This window comes from Steroidobacter cummioxidans, from assembly GCF_003104955.1.
Genome location: NZ_LSRW01000063.1, coordinates 26284 through 41636, shown reverse-complemented (window position 1 = coordinate 41636; position 15353 = coordinate 26284). Strand labels below are relative to the sequence as shown.

Genomic DNA, 15353 nt, shown 5'->3' with positions numbered 1-15353 from the left:
GCGCAGCTCAGGCAACGCTGACGACACCTTCGGGAGCGAGTACCGGCCCAACGGGATGACGAAACTCCCGTTGCGCGAAAGCAATGCGCTCAGGCACCGCCGCGTCGAAGTTGGCGCGCTCGTCGCAAATCTTCAAGCGACGTAACAACCCCTGCCGATTGGCAATCTGAATCGCCAGCCCCGGCCGGGCATTCAACTCCAGCACCAACGGTCCCAGATCGCGATCGAGCACGATGTCGACGCCAATGTAACCCATGCCGGTCAACTCATAACAGCGCGCCGAGATATCCAGGATGACATCCCAGTCCGGAATCTTCAGCCCGGCAATCGCGTGCACCGAATCCGGGTGATGCGTCACGACCCGCGTGCCCACCACACCGTCCAAAGTCACGCCGCTGGTCAGATCGATCCCTGCCCCGACCGCACCCTGATGCAAGTTCGCTTTGCCATGCGACGCTCGCGTCGGCAGACGCACCATCGCCATGATCGGGAAGCCGCGATACACGATCACCCGAATGTCCGGCACGCCCTGAAAACTGATGCGCTCGAACAGCGGCGAGAAGCGCACCATGTATTCGACGATGACCACATCCTGCACACCGCCCAGACTGAACTGTCCGTTGATGGCATTGGAGAGGTGATGCGACAGGAAATCGTCATCGAGCAGCGTGCCGCTGATCGTTCGATAGAGTTCCGAGCTACGGCCGGAAATGACGACGATGCCGTCCCCACCGCTGCCGTGCGCCGGCTTCAGCGCGAACTCCGGATGATCCTTCACGATCTGCGGCAGGCGCCGGATGTCGTGCTGAGTCTCGATCACGCCATACAACTGCGGAACCGCGATGCCGGCAGCGAGCGCCAGCCGTTTGGTCTTGAGCTTGTCGTCGACCAGGGGATACAGCCGCCGGGGGTTGAACCGCAGGATGTAATCGCCGTTGCGCTTGTTGAGCCCAAGCACGCCCTCGTCGGCCAACCCTCGGTAGCGACCGAACACTACGGGCTGCTCCCGGACGGAGCCAGCGCTTTGAAACGGCGCAGTTCGAGCAGGCGATAACCCGTGTACCGACCGGCCAACAGCGACATCGCGATCACCAGCAGCAGCAGCTCTGGGAACACGAAGATCAGGTGCTCCAGCCACGCGATGCCCATGACGACGTACGCGACCGCCGCAACCACCAGGCTGCCGATGCCTTCCTGGAGGGCTTCCGACGCGCCACGCTCCTCCCACACGATCGACATGCGCTCGATGGTCATCGACAGAATGACCATCGGGAACAGCGCGATCGACAAGCCCGGCTGCAGCTCCAGTTTCTCACTCAGCACGCTGATGCCGGCCATCAGCAGCACGACCACGGTGAGCACGGTAGTCAGGCGTGGCACCAGCAGCAGTCGCAGCTTTTCCAGATAGAACCGGATCAACAGTCCCAACGAGACGATGATGGCGAACAGCACGATGCCCCACAGCAGCCGCGTCTCACGAAACGCCAGCGCGACCAGCACCGGCATGAACGTGCCGAACGTCTTCACGCCGATGAAGTTACGCAGCAGCATGATCACCAGCGCGCCGATCGGGATCATCATCAGCACCGCGTACACAGCCTGCGTCGCGATGGGCAACGCGAACAGCGAGAAGTCCATGGCGTGCGAGCCGGACAACTCGGCCCGACGCTCGGCGACCACCAGCGAGTCCAGCAGGTTCTGCTGAACCGCCAGGGTCACATCCAGTCTGCCGCCGCCTTCGAGACTGGCGATCGGCTCATCGCCGCGCCACCAGATCAGGAAGTCCGGCGGCAACCCCTGCTCCAGCGTCTTGGGATCGAAGTACAACCATTGCACGCCGTCGTGCACTTCCAGCAACTGCTGGGACTGCACCGGCCCTGTCACGGCACGCAGTTGGATACCGTGCGCGATGCGCGCCGGAATCTGAGCGCCGGCAAGAAAGATGGTCGCCAGCTCAGCTGCATCCGCCCGCGCTCGGCCCCGGCTGATGAACAGGCTGACGTACGGATCGCGCTCGGCGTGATTGATATGACGAAGCAGCTCGGTGGTAAAGCTCGCCACGTCCGCCGACTGCCGCCGCACTTCAGCGATCAATCCTTCCATGGCGATACGCGACGGCTCATCGAGCGTCGGCTGTTCGGGAAAAGGCGGCGTCGTGTCCTCCGCCATGCGGCTGGCATCGCGATACACCTGCGCGCGGTAATACAGCGTCTGCGGCCCCATCGCCTGACGCAGTGTCCATTGCGATTCACGGCCCGCCGGCGCGGACCGGGTCGCATGACCGAAGCCGCGCGAAATGAAATTCTCGTCCAGGATGGAAAAGCCCGGCGTCAGATTGGGAATGCGCAGTGTCGCTTTCACGGCGGCCGGCCCCGGATCGAAGCGCACGGCCGCCTCGACGGTCCAGACGTGCGTCTCCTCCTGCGGCTGCAGCGGAAAGCCGAGCACCCGCGACTTGTACGCAAACAGCGACAAGCCGATCAGCGCCAGCACCGCTGACAGCACATAGATGTGACGATTGTTCATTCGATCAGGCGGGCGGAATCTTCGCTATTGATATCCACGAGCAAATCCACGGGCGCGGCGGCAAACCGGCAGGCCGCAGCCACATCGCCAGCCGCCGCGGTCGCTCCAGCATGTTCGACCAGCAACGCCAGCTCCAGCGCGCGCCCCAGAGTCATCGCCACCCGGCGGGCATTGGCCTGCAGACGGCGCGGGTCGTTATTGTGACTCAACCAGCTCGACACATGTTCAACGGCAGCCAGAGCCTGCTGCCCGACCTTGGCCAGGCGCGGGTCGTTCGGGGTCGAGATACCTTGCTCGATCCGTTGTCGCAATGCCGGCAATCCGACGCTGAGCTCTCCGCGCAGCAGGGTATCCAATGCCAGCACGTTCGTGGTGCCTTCCCAGATCGGCAACACCTGGGCATCTCGTAACAGCACCGGCAGACCAGTATCTTCTACATAACCGGCGCCGCCGAACGCTTCTATGCACTCGCTCACAACGCTGACAGCCTGTTTGGCAGTCAGCAGCTTGGCGATGGGCGTGATCACTCGGAGCAGCGCCTTCTGGGCAGCATCGATCTCGCCCGCCTCCTGACGACCCAGCAATTCGACCAGTTCGAAGGCCAGCAGGAACGCGCCCCGGGTTTCCGCTTCCAGCCCAGCGAGTGTGTCGACGTGCAAGGGCAGCTCATCCAGCTTCGCACCGAACGCGCGCCGCTGACTGGCATAAGCACGCGCCAACGCGAGCGCACGGCGCATGAAGCTGACCGAAGTCACGCTGTTCCAGGCACGGGTCACTGTCAGCATGGGCTCGATATTTCGAGTGCCATGCCGGGTGTCGCCGACCAGAACGGCACGCGCACCCTCCAACGTGAGCTCCGCAGTTGGGACCTTGCGGGTTCCCAACTTATCTTTCAGGCGCTCGACGCGGATGCCATTCAAGCTGCCATCGAGGTTGTGAGTCTCGACGTAGAACATGGCGAGACCGCCGCCGCCCGGGCCGTTGCCTTCGGGACGAGCCAGTGTCAGTGCCATTTGTGACGTGATGGCCGAGGTGAACCATTTCTTGCCATACAGCCGCCATTCGCCGGATTGATCGCGCACTGCTTGCGTGAGCGAGGCACCCACATCGGAGCCGCCAGTCGCTTCGGTCATCCATTGACCGCTGGTCCAGGCTTGCGCGGGATCACGATGGGTCAAGCGAGTGACCGCGCGCTCGATGAGCGATCGATTGCCTGAAACTGTCAGCGTGCGGGCGGCACCATCGGTCATCGCCAACGGGCAGGTATAAACATCCGACGAAGGATGGAACAGATAAACCGCCGCGAACTGATGGATGCGGGAGTAGCGACCGTGATGTCGCTCATAGGGAATCGCGATCAGCCCGTGGCTTGCCGCGATGTCGGCAGCCCGACGCCACAACGGGGTCACTTCGATGCGATCGATGCGGTTGCCCCAAGCATCCCACTGCGTCAGCGTCGGCTCGTTGAGCCGGTCCTGCAATTGCAGTCGATACAGCTCGCCACCGGCCAGCGCCCCCAACTCGGTCAGTGACGGCTCGATCTGCGTCAACATCGCGGCGGGCAGACGTCGCTGCAACCAGGCACGCAAAAAGGGATCGTCGCCATACTGGTTGCCCAGCAGCGGCGGGGATTGGATGAATAGCGTGCTTTGCATCCCCGACCCTTATGACTTGCGTCCGTTCAGTTTAACGATGCGAGCGAACCAGCGCTGGCGCCGCGCCGCGAATTCCGAGCGCACGCCCCATCAGAAAACGCTTGGCGAACAGATGGCCGTCCAAAATGCTCAGACCGGTGCGACGCGCCCAGCCAAGCGTCTCGGCACGGCTGCCGAAAAGTTTGTTCAATCCATCGACCAGTCCCAGCGCCACCGCGTTCTCACTCTTGCGCCAGCGTTCGTAACGGCGCAGAACACGTCGCTCGCCAATAGCCGCGGGCGGCAGGCCACCCTCCAATTCCTCCGCCAGCACCTCGACCAAGGCAGCGCTGTCGAGGAAACCGAGATTCACACCCTGCCCCGCCAACGGATGGATGGCGTGAGCTGCATCGCCGACCAGCACAAAACGCTCGCGGCAATAATCTCTGGCGTGAGTCAGCCGCAATGGAAATTGCCCGCGAGGTCCTGCCAGCTCGACCTTGCCGAGCATGCCATCGAGCGCCAACGCCAATTCCGTCGCGACTTGCTCTGGAGCTTCACTGACCAGACGTTCGGCATGCTCGGGCGTGGTCGTCCACACGATGGAGCTGCGGCCATCGGCGAGCGGCAGGAATGCGATCGGCCCGTCCGGCAGGAATCTCTGCCACGCAGTGCGCGCATGCGGATGCTCGGTGCGCACGTGAGTAACGAAGGCGCGCTGGTCGTACTCCCAGCCACGAGTCTCGATCCCTGCAAGCTTGCGACTCAGAGAGGCGGAGCCATCCGATCCCACGATCAGCGCCGCATCGATACGACGACCGTCGCTCAGAATCGCGGTGGCGCGATCGTCCTCGAACTCCAGCCCGCTCAGCTCACCACGCAGCAATGTCACTCGATTGCGAAAGGCGGCGCAGTCGTAGATCGACCACAGCACGCGGCGGTTCTCGACGATATATCCCAGATTCGGCTCGCCCGATTCGCTCGCGGAGAAGTGAATCGAGCCGGGACCGCGCGGCTTGCCATCGGCGTCCCATACGCACATGTCGTCGTACGCGCAGACATGCTGGCTCGGGATCGACTGCCACGCGCCGATCTCACTCAGGATGCGCTCTGAAGCGCGTGAGATCGCGGATACGCGCAGATCGATATCATCGACTGCATCAGGCGGCGGAAGCGTTGGCGGCTTCGCCTCGAGCACAGCGATGCGCAGGTCGGCGAAGTGACGATTGCTCGCAGCCAGCGCGGCGACGCAAGCGCCGACCATGCCGCCGCCAATGACGAGGATGTGGAAGCCTGACTTCATTTGGTAAGCGGCGCGCCTCGCGCCAGACGTGGCACCCGGCCCGCTGCGCCCAACGACAACTGCGACAGCGCGTCCTTGGCCGCCGGCATCAGATCGAACGCCAGCATGCCCGCATTGCGCAGCAGCTTGATCGGACCCAGCGGCTGAGAAAACAACCTCACCAGACCATCGGTGAAGCGCACGATGTTGCTGCGATCGGCGGCTCGCCATTCGCGATAGCGCTGCAGCCACATGCCGTCGCCTGCATCGAAGTCCGTACCCCCTTGCGCAAGCCCGTCCGCGAGCACTTCCGCGAGGCTCACGGCATCGCGCAGGCCGAGATTGAATCCCTGCCCAGCGATCGGGTGCAGCGTCTGAGCAGCGTTCCCAACGATGGCCAGACGCTCGGCGACGTATTCATCCGAACGCGTCAACGACAGCGGATACAACTGACGCTGCCCCACTCGCGTAAAGCGGCCAAGACGAAAGCCGAATGTGTCCTGCAGACGCGCGAGGAACTCAGTGTCGCTCAGGGCCGTCATTTCTTTGGCGGTGTCCGGACGGAAGGTCCACACCACGCCCAGCCGACCTTCGGTCAGCGGCAGCAGCGCCAACGGGCCCGCATTGGTGAAACGCTCGTACGCGACGTGATCGTGGAAGTGCTGTGAGAGCACGTTGCTGACCAGCGCGACCTGCTCGTAATCCCAAGTGCTCGAGCCGATGCCGGCCGACTGCCGCAAGGTGGAACGGGCACCGTCGGCGGCGATCGCGAGTTTCGCTTCCACGATGCGCAGGCCAGCGTCAGTTCTGCACTCAAGGCGCTGGCTGTGCGGCTGTAACTGCATCGACTGCACTTTGGCCGGCGCCAGCACCGTGATGGATGACTCGGCATTGAGTCGGCGCCACAACCCCGCCCCCATGACGCGATTGATCACGACGTAGCCCAGCGCGCTCAGCCCCTGTTCCTTCGCATCGATGCGCGTGAAACCGAAGCGCCCTTGATCGGAAACATGAATGCGACGGATCGCGGTGGCCTCGCGCTCGATCAGCGGCCAGACCCCGAGCGCTTCGAAAATGCGACGGCTGCCGTTCGATATCGCAGTACTGCGGTCGTCGAAACTCGGTTGCTCGGCGGAGCCGAACGGGGCCGCCTCGATCAGCGCAACTTTGAGCTGCAGTTTCGCCAGCGCGAGCGCCAGACTGGCGCCGACCAGACCGCCGCCGGCAATGGCGACATCGACGATCAGGGGCGTGGAGTCGGAGTCACTCATGCATTCATCAACTGTTCGATGCCGTCGGCGTCCTTGACCAGCGCGGCGGTCAGCACCTCGTTGCCGTCTTTGGTCACGACCACGTCGTCCTCGATACGCACGCCGATATTCCACCAGCGCTTGGGCACACCCTTGCTGCCGGCGGGAATATAGATACCGGGCTCGACCGTCATTGCCATGCCCGGCTCGAGCACGCGCCATTGTTCGCCGATCTTGTAGTCGCCGACATCGTGCACATCCATCCCCAGCCAGTGACCGGTACGGTGCATGTAGAAACGGCGATAGGCGCCTTCCTTGATCAGGTTCGGCACTTTGCCCTTGAGCAGGCCGAGCTTCACCAGCCCCTGTGTGATGGCTTTCACCGCCGCCTCGTGCGGCTCGTTCCAATGATTGCCCGGCAGGGTCTTCTCGATGGCGGCGTGCTGCGCCTCCAACACGACCTCATACACGGCCCGCTGCTCGGGCGTGAAGCGGCCGCCGACTGGAAAGGTGCGCGTGATGTCGGACGCATACAGCTGGTACTCGCAGCCGGCATCGATCAACAGCAGATCGCCGTCGCGCAGCTCTTCCGAATTCTCGTGATAGTGCAGGATGCAGGTGTTGGCCCCGCCGCCCACGATGGGGTGATACGAGATATCCGCATCGTTCATCCTGAACTCGTGCAGCAACTCGGCCATCACCTGGTATTCCTTGCGGCCCGGCTCAACGAACTGCATTGCACGTTTATGGGCAGCGACGGCAATACGGGCCGACTCGCGCATCGCGTCCAGCTCGGGCCGCGACTTGTACAGACGCATGTCGTGGAGCAAGTGATCGAGCGCGACGAACTCCTGCGGTGGCAGCACCCCAGTGCGCGCCTGAGCCTTGAGCGTGTTGACCCAGCCGATCACGCGTTGATCGAATTCCTGGTGCAGGCCCATCGTGTAGTAAACCCGCGAGCAGTGCTCCATCAGTCCTGGAAGGATGTCGTCGATGTCGTTGATAGGAAACGCATCGTCAGCGCCATAGTCGCGTACCGCGCCCTCCGGCCCCGCACGTCTGCCGTCCCATGTTTCGCGAGTGGCATCGCGCTCACGAGTGAACAACACATATTCGGCATGTGCGCGTCCCGGTATCAGTACAGCGACCGATTCCGGCTCGGCGAAGCCAGTCAGATAGAAGAAATCGCTATCGGGCCGATAGTGATAGCTGACGTCGCTGTTGCGCGTCTTCTCGGGAACGGCCGGTAGAATGGCGATGGCACCCCGGCCCATCATCTTCATGAGCTGCCGGCGCCGGCGGGCGAATTCATCTTTGCGCATGTTCTACGCTATTGGTGGCTTGGGTGACCCGGTTGCGACTTACGAGCGCGGCCGGGCAATCAATGCAGGGTTCCCGGATCGCCGTCATCATCCAGATCGGCATTGTCCTGGTCTTCATCTCCCACCTCGATCCGGTGGGCTGCGGCTGGAATCAATTCATCGTGTATCAGCTGCACGCCGACGCGCACGTATTCGACCACCTCGGCGTAGGCTTCCTCTTCGCTTTCGTTGCCTTCACCCTCCAGCTCGACGCTGGCGCGACCGATGTGAGTCAGGTCGTTGAGAATCTCGTTGACGTTGCCGGGCAGCTCTTCCTGCTTCACCGCCGGATTGTCGACCTGACCGGTGCCGAAGCCATACAGAAATCCCTGGCACCACTGCGACAGGCCGGCGGCGCGCGTGGCGAGCGCAATATCGTCATCCGGCAATAGAGCTTCGAAGTCCATGTCCTCGCCGCGCAACGCATTCAGCGTGTCGGCATACAACAGACGCAGCGCCTGCTGGTCGTCGCCGTCGCGCAGGTCGGCATCGGGAATGACTTCTTCCAGCCAGCGCTCCAGCGGATAGTGGGGCGAAGTGCACAACGCGCCGACCAGACAACCGTGGGCTTCCGCCGCCGGCACCGACGAGCCCAGTCCTTCCAGGACGCGAGCGACTTCAGCGAATGTGACTTGCAACATCCCCGCTATCTTAGCACTGTGCCTCCCGGACGATGGATTTGACCGATTCCGGGCGTGGTTTGACCGGTTCGGGAGCGGGCCGCATAATCGGCTCGTATGAATCCCCTGTCTTCCCGGGCCAACGTCGATCAAGAGCTGAAGCAGCTCGAACGGCGCGTGGATGAGCTGGTCGCGCTGGTCTCCCAGTTGCAGGAAGAGAACCGCGCCTTGCGTCAGCGACAGGATTCGATGATGACTGAGCGTGCCACGCTGCTACAGAAGAATGAGCAGGTGCGCGCGCGGGTCGAAGCGATGATTGGCCGCCTGAAGGCGATGGAGCACAACGCATGAGCGACCGTTTGGTCCGTGTCAGTGTGCGCATCCTGGAAAAGGAGTACCAGGTCGCCTGCCTGCCCGAAGAGCGCTCGGAGTTGCTCGACTCGGCGGAATTTCTCAACGGCAAGATGCGCGACATCCGCGATGCCGGCAATATCGTCGGTCTGGACCGGATCGCGGTGATGGCGGCGCTCAACCTGGCTCACGAGCTGCTCAAGCGCAATCGTAACGAGGCCATCGAGAGCGAAGTCAGCGAGCGCGTCCGCCAGATGCGCGAGCGCGTGGAATCGGCCTTGAGCCGAGGACAGCAATTGCCGTTATAGGCATTGAAGCCGAGAATATTCGACCCAGATATCGGGGCGACCCAGATATCGAGGCACGGTGAATCCTCTCGTCGAAGCATCGATCGGCTTGGGATGAACTTGGGACTGCGGATGCGCGTTACAGACGCAGACTCAGAAACGATTTTGTTATGGCGCTGCCTGCGGTGTTCGACGTGTGTCGGGTTACCTCTCGACCCTAACGTTAATACCCCAGGGATTCGGTTTCGTGGTAGCCGTGTGCAAGTCCGTCTCGAACGGAAAGCCTTAGCTACTATGGCTGCGTCCCACCTATTGCTCCGTGTCGAGAGCAATGGCTCATGACGGCACAGGCGGGTAGCGCCTCCTCTCTCTCCTCCGCATCGGCCAGCTTGCTGGAACGTCAGCAACTGCGCCGACAGATGCGGCAACTCCGGCGCGCGCTCTCGCCTGCGCTACGCGATCATGCTCATCGACAATTCGCCCGCGCCCTGAGTGGCACGTGTCACTTGCGGCCCGGGCAGCGTGTTGCGGTGTACTTCGCGTACGGTCACGAGGCCGACCTGCGCTATGTGATCGACGTCGCACGTCGTCATCGCTGCCTGCTGTACTTACCGGTCATCACCGACTTTCGTCGTAGCCGCATGCGCTTCGTGCGATATCGCACCGATAGTGTGATGCGCGTAAACCGGTACGGCATCGCCGAACCCGATCCGCGCCATGCCGAAGTCATTCCAGTGCGGGGACTCGACCTGATTCTGCTGCCGCTGGTCGCGTTCGATGAGCGCGGCTGGCGCCTGGGCAGCGGCGCGGGGTTCTACGATCGCAGTCTGCATCATTTGCGCGAAGGGCGTGGCTGGCGACGGCCGAAGCTGATCGGCGTCGGCTACGAATGCCAGCGCGTCGCTGGCCTGCAACCGGATCGTTGGGATGTGCCGCTGGACGGGATCGTGACTGAACGCGGACTGCAACGCTTCGTGCGTCGAGCCGGGTACGATTGCACCCTGTAGATCTACGGGAGTCGTCATGAACTACTGGTTGATGAAGTCCGAACCGTCCGTGTTCGGCATCGAGCAGCTCGCCAAGGCCAAGAACAGCACCACCGGCTGGGATGGCGTGCGCAATTTCCAGGCGCGCAACTATCTGAAGGAAATGAAGCAGGGCGACCTGGTGTTCTTCTATCACTCGAGCTGCGAAATCCCTGGAATTGCCGGCGTTGCCACCGTACAACGCGAGGCGTACCCCGACCCTACGCAGTTCGACAAGAAGAACGATCACTACGATGCCGCCAGCGATCCGGAGAAGCCGCGCTGGTACATGGTCGATGTGAAGCTCGTCAGGAAATTCGACAGAGTCATCGCGCTCGATGAGCTGCGCAAGCATGCCGCAGGCAAGCTCAAGGACATGATCGTGCTCAAACGCGGCAACCGACTGTCGATCACACCGGTCACCAAGAGCGAATGGAGCTTCATCGAGTCGCTCGAATGAGCGATGCACATGCGTGCGATGACGCATCGACATGTGCGCGACGAGGCTCGTCATTGAGAACGGGCACAACAAAATCGCACGCACCCCTTGCTTGCCATTTTTAATTTATGTATATACTGCGCCCGGACTAACTCGACATGGAGATCTAGTATCATGGCAACGAAAGCAAAGAAGTCTGCGAAGAAGAAAGGCGGCAAGAAGAAGGCTGCCAAGAAGAAGTAAGTTCTTCTGAGTAGATGATGATGAAGACTGTGCCCGCGAAAGCGGGCACAGTCGTTTCCGGATCCTGGAAAATTAGGCTTTTCCGAACACTCGAAGCCACCGAGCCGCACCATGAACGCCGATCAGTTGAAGCAGCAAGCCGCCCTCGCCGCCCTCACCCATGTCGAAGAGGACTCCATCCTCGGTGTCGGCACCGGGTCCACGGTCGATCTCTTCATCGACGCGTTGGCTGCGCAAAAGGTGCGCATTCGGGGCGCAGTCTCCAGTTCCGAGCGCTCGACGACGCGGTTACGCCGGTACGGTATCGATGTGCTCGACCTCAACACCACGGGCGAGCTGGACCTCTACATCGATGGCGCCGACGAGTCCGATCGTCACCGTCGGCTGATCAAGGGTGGTGGGGGCGCGCTGACCCGCGAGAAGATCGTTGCCGCCGCATCGCGGCGCTTCATCTGCATCGCCGATGAATCCAAGCTGGTGAGCGTGCTCGGCAAATTCCCTTTGCCGGTCGAGGTGATTCCGATGGCGCGCTCGTATGTCGCCCGGCAGTTGGTTGCTCTGGGGGGACAGCCGGTCTATCGCGAAGGCTTCGTCACCGATAACGGCAATCAGATCCTCGACGTGCACGGCCTGTCGATCGTCGATCCAGTGACGCTGGAGAGCGAGATCAATCAGCTCGCCGGCGTGGTAACTGTTGGCCTGTTCGCGCGGCGCCCCGCAGATCTGCTGATTCTGGGCTCTACGTCGGGCGTGCAGACTTTGTGAACGAGCCGACCGCGGCAAGAATCTCTGTGACCAGCTTTGGACCGCGGTAAATGAGGCCGGTGTAGATCTGAATCAGATCTGCACCTGCCTGCAAGGCAGCAACCGCCGCCGCCCCTGAATCGATCCCTCCCACCGCGATCAGCGGCACATCCTTACCCAGATGCTCACGCAGGATGGGAATGGATTGCAGCGCCAACGAACGAATCGGCGCACCGCTCAAGCCACCTTGCTGCTCGCTGTTCGGCACGCCCTTCACCACCTCACGCGTGATCGTGGTGTTGGTGGCAATCACACCATCGATACGCAGCTCGCGAACCAGTCGCGCGATCGCGGCGAAATCCTCACTCGACAGATCGGGCGACACCTTCACCAATATCGGCAGCTGCTTCCCTGAGCTTGAGACCAATTGCACGCGAGCTTCGAGCAGCGCATCGAGGATGGGACGCAACTGATCGACCTGCTGCAGCTGTCGCAAGTTGGCGGTATTGGGCGACGAAACGTTGACGGTCACATAGTCGGCATGAGGCGCGACGACGCGAAAACATTCCACGTAATTTCGCGCGGCATCTTCGAGTGGAGTCGTCGCGTTCTTGCCGATGTTGATACCGCAGGGTCCTTTGAACCTGCGCTGCGCGAGACGCTGCGCAATCACCTCGGCGCCTTCGTTGGGAAAGCCCATGCGATTGATGAGCGCACCTGCTTCGGGAAGCCGAAACAAACGCGGCTTGGCATTACCCGCTTGTGGCTGCGCTGTGACCGTCCCCGCTTCGATAAATCCAAAACCGAGTGCACCGAGTGCATCGATGTGACGCGCGTTTTTATCGAGACCTGCGGCGAGACCGACGCGGTTTGGAAAGCGCAGCCCCATGAGCGTCACACCCTCTTCCGGTCGCGACTCATGCGCACCGAGCAGACCCAGCTTGTGAGCTGTCTCGAGCATGGAGAAGGTCACTTCATGCGCGCGCTCCCCTTCGAGCGAAAACAGGAGCGGACGGATGAGTGGGTAGAGAGCGTTGATCATTTCGTTCGGCTTCGGTGGTTGAGGCGCGGCGCGATTATCGCAGAGGACGCGTCGGTGGCTTACGGAGAAGAGGCGTCGGTGGCTTACGGAGAAGAGGCGTCGGTGGCTTACGGAAAAGAGGCGTCGGTGGCTTGCATCGCCAGGGGTGGGTATCTCCTCCCGGCGCCGGGCACGGCCGGAGCGCTAGCGCTCCTACACCGCACATCCATGATGAGCCCTGCTGTTGCGACCCCGTCCATGTGTCGCAAAGCCGCCGGGAGGAGATACCCACCCCTGGCGATGCCGACATGTTCGTGGCGGTCGAGAGCATCAGAGGGAGATCACGCGACTAACCCGCGTGCGTTTTTTCCACGCATCCGAACGGGCGCGGCCTGCTCTGGGCAGGGCGAGGTGATTTTTTTGAATCGCCGCTGAATTACGAGCTGCCGCTGACTCCTCTCCGAGCAAGCTTGGCTGCCACAGCAGCGCTGTAGGCAGCGCCTGGGGGAGGGATGTCCTCCCCGGCAAATGGATCCATCCAGGGATGGTGGTCCATTAGCAGCCACAGGGATGTGCAGCAAAGTCGCGCGCGATAGCGCGAGCGAAGCGGAGCGACGGCGTGTGTCGCGGTGCCGGGGAGGACATCCCTCCCCCAGGCGCTGCCGGCCACCGACGTCGAAGGCCGCCAACGACAACCACCACTCAAAAGACAGATGCCCAAAAACAAACAGGCCCACCGAAGTGGGCCTGCATGTGTTGGTTGGGGGACTAGGATTCGAACCTAGGTTGACGGAGTCAGAGTCCGTAGTCCTACCGCTAGACGATCCCCCAATAACTGGCGCCAGTAAATTGGAAAATCAGCGCTTCGAGAACTGGGTACCGCGACGCGCCTTGCGGAAGCCGACCTTCTTACGCTCGACTTCGCGGGCGTCGCGGGTCACGTAACCAGCGTCGCGCAGCGTCTTGCGCAGGGTCTCGTCGTACTCCATCAACGCACGGGTCAGACCGTGACGGATCGCGCCAGCCTGGCCGGTGATGCCACCGCCCTTGACCGTCACTTCCACATCGAAAGTGCTGTCCATGCTCACGGCTTCCAGCGGCTGACGCACGATCATGCGCGCGGTCTTGCGGCCGAAGAACTCATCGAGCGTACGGTTGTTCACGCGGATGTTGCCGGTGCCCTTGCGCAGGAACACGCGGGCAGTGGAGGTCTTGCGGCGGCCGGTGCCGTAATTGGTCTGAGTGGCCATGTCGGTGCGATTACCTGATTAAATCTCGAGGGCCTTCGGCTGCTGGGCGGTGTGGGGGTGCGTGCCACCCGCGAACACGTGCAGCTTTTTGAACATCTTGCGACCGAGCGGGTTCTTCGGGAGCATGCCCTTGACCGCGAACTCGATGGCGCGCTCGGGGTGCTTGTCGAGCAGCTTTTCCAAGCTGGTGGTCTTCAAGTTACCCATGTAGCCGGTGTGATGATGATAGAACTTGTCCGTCAGCTTGCGACCGGTCACGCGGATCTTGCCCGCATTGACGATGACGATGTGATCGCCGGTGTCGCAGTTGGGCGTGTAAGCCGCCTTGTGCTTGCCGCGCAGACGCGTGGCGACCTGGGAAGCCAGGCGGCCCAGGGTCTTGCCGGTCGCGTCGACCACATACCAGTCACGACGGACCGTTTGCGCATTGGCGAAGACGGTACTCATTGAAATCTCCGGGAAAACTTATGCGCCCCTGCCAGCCAGGGGGCGAAAAGGCCGGCAAGTCTAATGGACGACCGAGGCCAATGCAAACGCAGTAAGCGTTGGATTTGAGAAGGTTTCCCCTGACCCGCACAGGGACACCCCGGAACCGGCCACCGGCGGGGGACATATATAATGAATCCCATGGAATCCTCTAGCTCCGGCCGCCGCTATACCCTCCTCGATCGCCTGCTGGCCCCGGCCGATCAGACGCTGCGGACCCTGTTCGCCAGCCATGTGGCCGCCCGGCCCAACCCGGCCGACAACCAGCCCGAGACACCCGAAATTGCCGACAACCCGGCGGCTCGCCGTCAGGTCGCCGCGCTCATGCGGATCAATCACTCCGGCGAAGTGGCCGCGCAGGCGCTGTACCAGGGCCAGGCATTCGTATCGCGGGCCGAGGCAACCAAGACCTCACTGATGGAAGCGGCCCGCGAGGAGACCGACCATCTGGCGTGGTGTGCCGAGCGCATTCACCAGTTGGGCGGACGCACCAGCGTGCTGAATCCGCTGTGGTATGCGGGTTCTTTCACCATCGGCGCCCTCGCCGGCCTGGCCGGTGACAAGGTCAGCCTGGGATTCGTGGCCGAGACCGAGCGCCAGGTGGTCGAGCATCTCGAGGGGCATTTGCAGCGCTTGCCGGCCGAAGACGCGCGCACGCGCGCCATCATCCAGCAAATGAGCGCCGACGAAGAACGTCATGGGCGCAATGCTGAACTGGCGGGCGGGGCCGAGCTGCCGCAGCCGGTGCGGGCTTTGATGAAGCTGAGCGCCAAAGTGATGACACGCACCGCGTACTGGCTCTGAGAATGTGACCAAGTCGACACATTGGCCTGA

16 protein-coding genes, 1 tRNA gene and 1 other RNA gene are annotated in these 15353 nt (G+C 62.3%); 7 read left to right on the top strand and 11 right to left on the bottom strand.

Annotation, left to right across the window (positions count from 1 at the left end):
• Nucleotides 1-7: 7 nt before the first annotated feature.
• The 7 genes from D0550_RS25680 to D0550_RS25650 are packed head-to-tail and all read right to left on the bottom strand — an operon-like array spanning nucleotide 8 to nucleotide 8694.
• Nucleotides 8-994, bottom strand: a complete 987-nt coding sequence (locus D0550_RS25680; protein WP_116812057.1) for an alpha-L-glutamate ligase-like protein — start codon at nucleotides 992-994, stop codon at nucleotides 8-10.
• A complete protein-coding gene (locus D0550_RS25675) occupies nucleotides 994-2526 on the bottom strand; it encodes an inactive transglutaminase family protein (RefSeq protein ID WP_116812056.1) in 1533 nt (510 codons plus the stop codon). The genes D0550_RS25680 and D0550_RS25675 overlap by 1 nt, the downstream gene beginning before the upstream one ends.
• A complete protein-coding gene (locus D0550_RS25670; RefSeq protein ID WP_116812055.1) occupies nucleotides 2523-4181 on the bottom strand; it encodes an acyl-CoA dehydrogenase family protein in 1659 nt (552 codons plus the stop codon). Before D0550_RS25670 ends, D0550_RS25675 begins: the two co-directional genes overlap by 4 nt.
• Before the next feature lie 31 nt (nucleotides 4182-4212).
• On the bottom strand, nucleotides 4213-5463 hold the full coding sequence (locus tag D0550_RS25665; protein ID WP_116812054.1) for a UbiH/UbiF/VisC/COQ6 family ubiquinone biosynthesis hydroxylase: 1251 nt from the start codon (nucleotides 5461-5463) through the stop codon (nucleotides 4213-4215).
• Entirely contained in the window at nucleotides 5460-6713 is a 1254-nt protein-coding gene (gene ubiH / locus D0550_RS25660; RefSeq protein WP_116812053.1) for a 2-octaprenyl-6-methoxyphenyl hydroxylase, read from the bottom strand. The genes D0550_RS25665 and ubiH overlap by 4 nt, the downstream gene beginning before the upstream one ends.
• On the bottom strand, nucleotides 6710-8014 hold the full coding sequence (pepP, locus tag D0550_RS25655) for a Xaa-Pro aminopeptidase (RefSeq protein ID WP_116812052.1): 1305 nt from the start codon (nucleotides 8012-8014) through the stop codon (nucleotides 6710-6712). Before pepP ends, ubiH begins: the two co-directional genes overlap by 4 nt.
• A 59-nt stretch (nucleotides 8015-8073) precedes the next feature.
• Nucleotides 8074-8694 carry a UPF0149 family protein gene (locus D0550_RS25650; RefSeq protein ID WP_116812051.1) on the bottom strand — a complete coding sequence of 207 codons (621 nt, stop codon included), beginning with the start codon at nucleotides 8692-8694 and terminating at the stop codon, nucleotides 8074-8076.
• Between the two features lie 96 nt (nucleotides 8695-8790).
• Between D0550_RS25650 and D0550_RS25645 the strand changes: the two genes are divergently transcribed.
• The 6 genes from D0550_RS25645 (at nucleotide 8791) to rpiA (ending at nucleotide 11783) form a co-directional block, all read left to right on the top strand.
• Nucleotides 8791-9024 (top strand): TIGR02449 family protein, encoded by a 234-nt coding sequence (locus D0550_RS25645; protein WP_116812050.1) that lies wholly within the window; start codon nucleotides 8791-8793, stop codon nucleotides 9022-9024.
• Complete coding sequence (locus D0550_RS25640) at nucleotides 9021-9332, top strand: cell division protein ZapA (protein ID WP_116812049.1); 312 nt, start codon at nucleotides 9021-9023, stop codon at nucleotides 9330-9332. The genes D0550_RS25645 and D0550_RS25640 overlap by 4 nt, the downstream gene beginning before the upstream one ends.
• Nucleotides 9333-9485: 153 nt before the next feature.
• A non-coding RNA gene (ssrS, locus tag D0550_RS25635) (6S RNA) lies at nucleotides 9486-9672 on the top strand.
• Nucleotides 9673-9700: 28 nt separating this feature from the next.
• On the top strand, nucleotides 9701-10318 hold the full coding sequence (locus D0550_RS25630; RefSeq protein WP_275129285.1) for a 5-formyltetrahydrofolate cyclo-ligase: 618 nt from the start codon (nucleotides 9701-9703) through the stop codon (nucleotides 10316-10318).
• A gap of 16 nt (nucleotides 10319-10334) precedes the next feature.
• Nucleotides 10335-10796: an EVE domain-containing protein gene (locus tag D0550_RS25625; protein ID WP_116812047.1), complete on the top strand. Its 462-nt coding sequence runs from the start codon at nucleotides 10335-10337 to the stop codon at nucleotides 10794-10796.
• A gap of 333 nt (nucleotides 10797-11129) precedes the next feature.
• Nucleotides 11130-11783: a ribose-5-phosphate isomerase RpiA gene (gene rpiA / locus D0550_RS25620; protein WP_116812046.1), complete on the top strand. Its 654-nt coding sequence runs from the start codon at nucleotides 11130-11132 to the stop codon at nucleotides 11781-11783.
• Here rpiA and D0550_RS25615 read toward each other — a convergent pair.
• The 4 genes from D0550_RS25615 to rplM all read right to left on the bottom strand — a co-directional run bounded on the left by D0550_RS25615 (nucleotide 11758) and on the right by rplM (nucleotide 14480).
• Entirely contained in the window at nucleotides 11758-12804 is a 1047-nt protein-coding gene (locus D0550_RS25615; RefSeq protein ID WP_116812045.1) for a quinone-dependent dihydroorotate dehydrogenase, read from the bottom strand. The genes rpiA and D0550_RS25615 overlap by 26 nt on opposite strands.
• 736 nt (nucleotides 12805-13540) lie before the next feature.
• Nucleotides 13541-13614: transfer RNA gene (locus tag D0550_RS25610), tRNA-Gln, on the bottom strand.
• A gap of 26 nt (nucleotides 13615-13640) precedes the next feature.
• Nucleotides 13641-14033, bottom strand: coding sequence for a 30S ribosomal protein S9 (gene rpsI, locus D0550_RS25605; RefSeq protein ID WP_116812044.1), 393 nt, complete (start codon nucleotides 14031-14033; stop codon nucleotides 13641-13643).
• Between the two features lie 18 nt (nucleotides 14034-14051).
• The gene (gene rplM / locus D0550_RS25600; RefSeq protein WP_116812043.1) at nucleotides 14052-14480 is read right to left on the bottom strand and encodes a 50S ribosomal protein L13; all 429 of its coding nucleotides are present in this window, start codon (nucleotides 14478-14480) and stop codon (nucleotides 14052-14054) included.
• Between the two features lie 171 nt (nucleotides 14481-14651).
• On the opposite strand from rplM, the gene coq7 reads away from it, so the two are divergent.
• Nucleotides 14652-15323: a 2-polyprenyl-3-methyl-6-methoxy-1,4-benzoquinone monooxygenase gene (coq7, locus tag D0550_RS25595; protein WP_241520927.1), complete on the top strand. Its 672-nt coding sequence runs from the start codon at nucleotides 14652-14654 to the stop codon at nucleotides 15321-15323.
• The last annotated feature ends 30 nt before the right edge of the window (nucleotides 15324-15353 follow it).

What these genes read in the sequence shown, in the direction of transcription:
- ubiH (WP_116812053.1), bottom strand. Translation starts at nt 6,713, where the DNA reads ATGAGTGACTCCGACTCCACGCCCCTGATCGTCGATGTCGCCATTGCC.
- coq7 (WP_241520927.1), top strand. Translation starts at nt 14,652, where the DNA reads ATGAATCCCATGGAATCCTCTAGCTCCGGCCGCCGCTATACCCTCCTC.
- D0550_RS25615 (WP_116812045.1), bottom strand. Translation starts at nt 12,804, where the DNA reads ATGATCAACGCTCTCTACCCACTCATCCGTCCGCTCCTGTTTTCGCTC.
- D0550_RS25640 (WP_116812049.1), top strand. Translation starts at nt 9,021, where the DNA reads ATGAGCGACCGTTTGGTCCGTGTCAGTGTGCGCATCCTGGAAAAGGAG.
- D0550_RS25675 (WP_116812056.1), bottom strand. Translation starts at nt 2,526, where the DNA reads ATGAACAATCGTCACATCTATGTGCTGTCAGCGGTGCTGGCGCTGATC.
- D0550_RS25645 (WP_116812050.1), top strand. Translation starts at nt 8,791, where the DNA reads ATGAATCCCCTGTCTTCCCGGGCCAACGTCGATCAAGAGCTGAAGCAG.
- pepP (WP_116812052.1), bottom strand. Translation starts at nt 8,014, where the DNA reads ATGCGCAAAGATGAATTCGCCCGCCGGCGCCGGCAGCTCATGAAGATG.
- D0550_RS25665 (WP_116812054.1), bottom strand. Translation starts at nt 5,463, where the DNA reads ATGAAGTCAGGCTTCCACATCCTCGTCATTGGCGGCGGCATGGTCGGC.
- D0550_RS25670 (WP_116812055.1), bottom strand. Translation starts at nt 4,181, where the DNA reads ATGCAAAGCACGCTATTCATCCAATCCCCGCCGCTGCTGGGCAACCAG.
- D0550_RS25625 (WP_116812047.1), top strand. Translation starts at nt 10,335, where the DNA reads ATGAACTACTGGTTGATGAAGTCCGAACCGTCCGTGTTCGGCATCGAG.
- rpsI (WP_116812044.1), bottom strand. Translation starts at nt 14,033, where the DNA reads ATGGCCACTCAGACCAATTACGGCACCGGCCGCCGCAAGACCTCCACT.
- rpiA (WP_116812046.1), top strand. Translation starts at nt 11,130, where the DNA reads ATGAACGCCGATCAGTTGAAGCAGCAAGCCGCCCTCGCCGCCCTCACC.
- rplM (WP_116812043.1), bottom strand. Translation starts at nt 14,480, where the DNA reads ATGAGTACCGTCTTCGCCAATGCGCAAACGGTCCGTCGTGACTGGTAT.
- D0550_RS25650 (WP_116812051.1), bottom strand. Translation starts at nt 8,694, where the DNA reads ATGTTGCAAGTCACATTCGCTGAAGTCGCTCGCGTCCTGGAAGGACTG.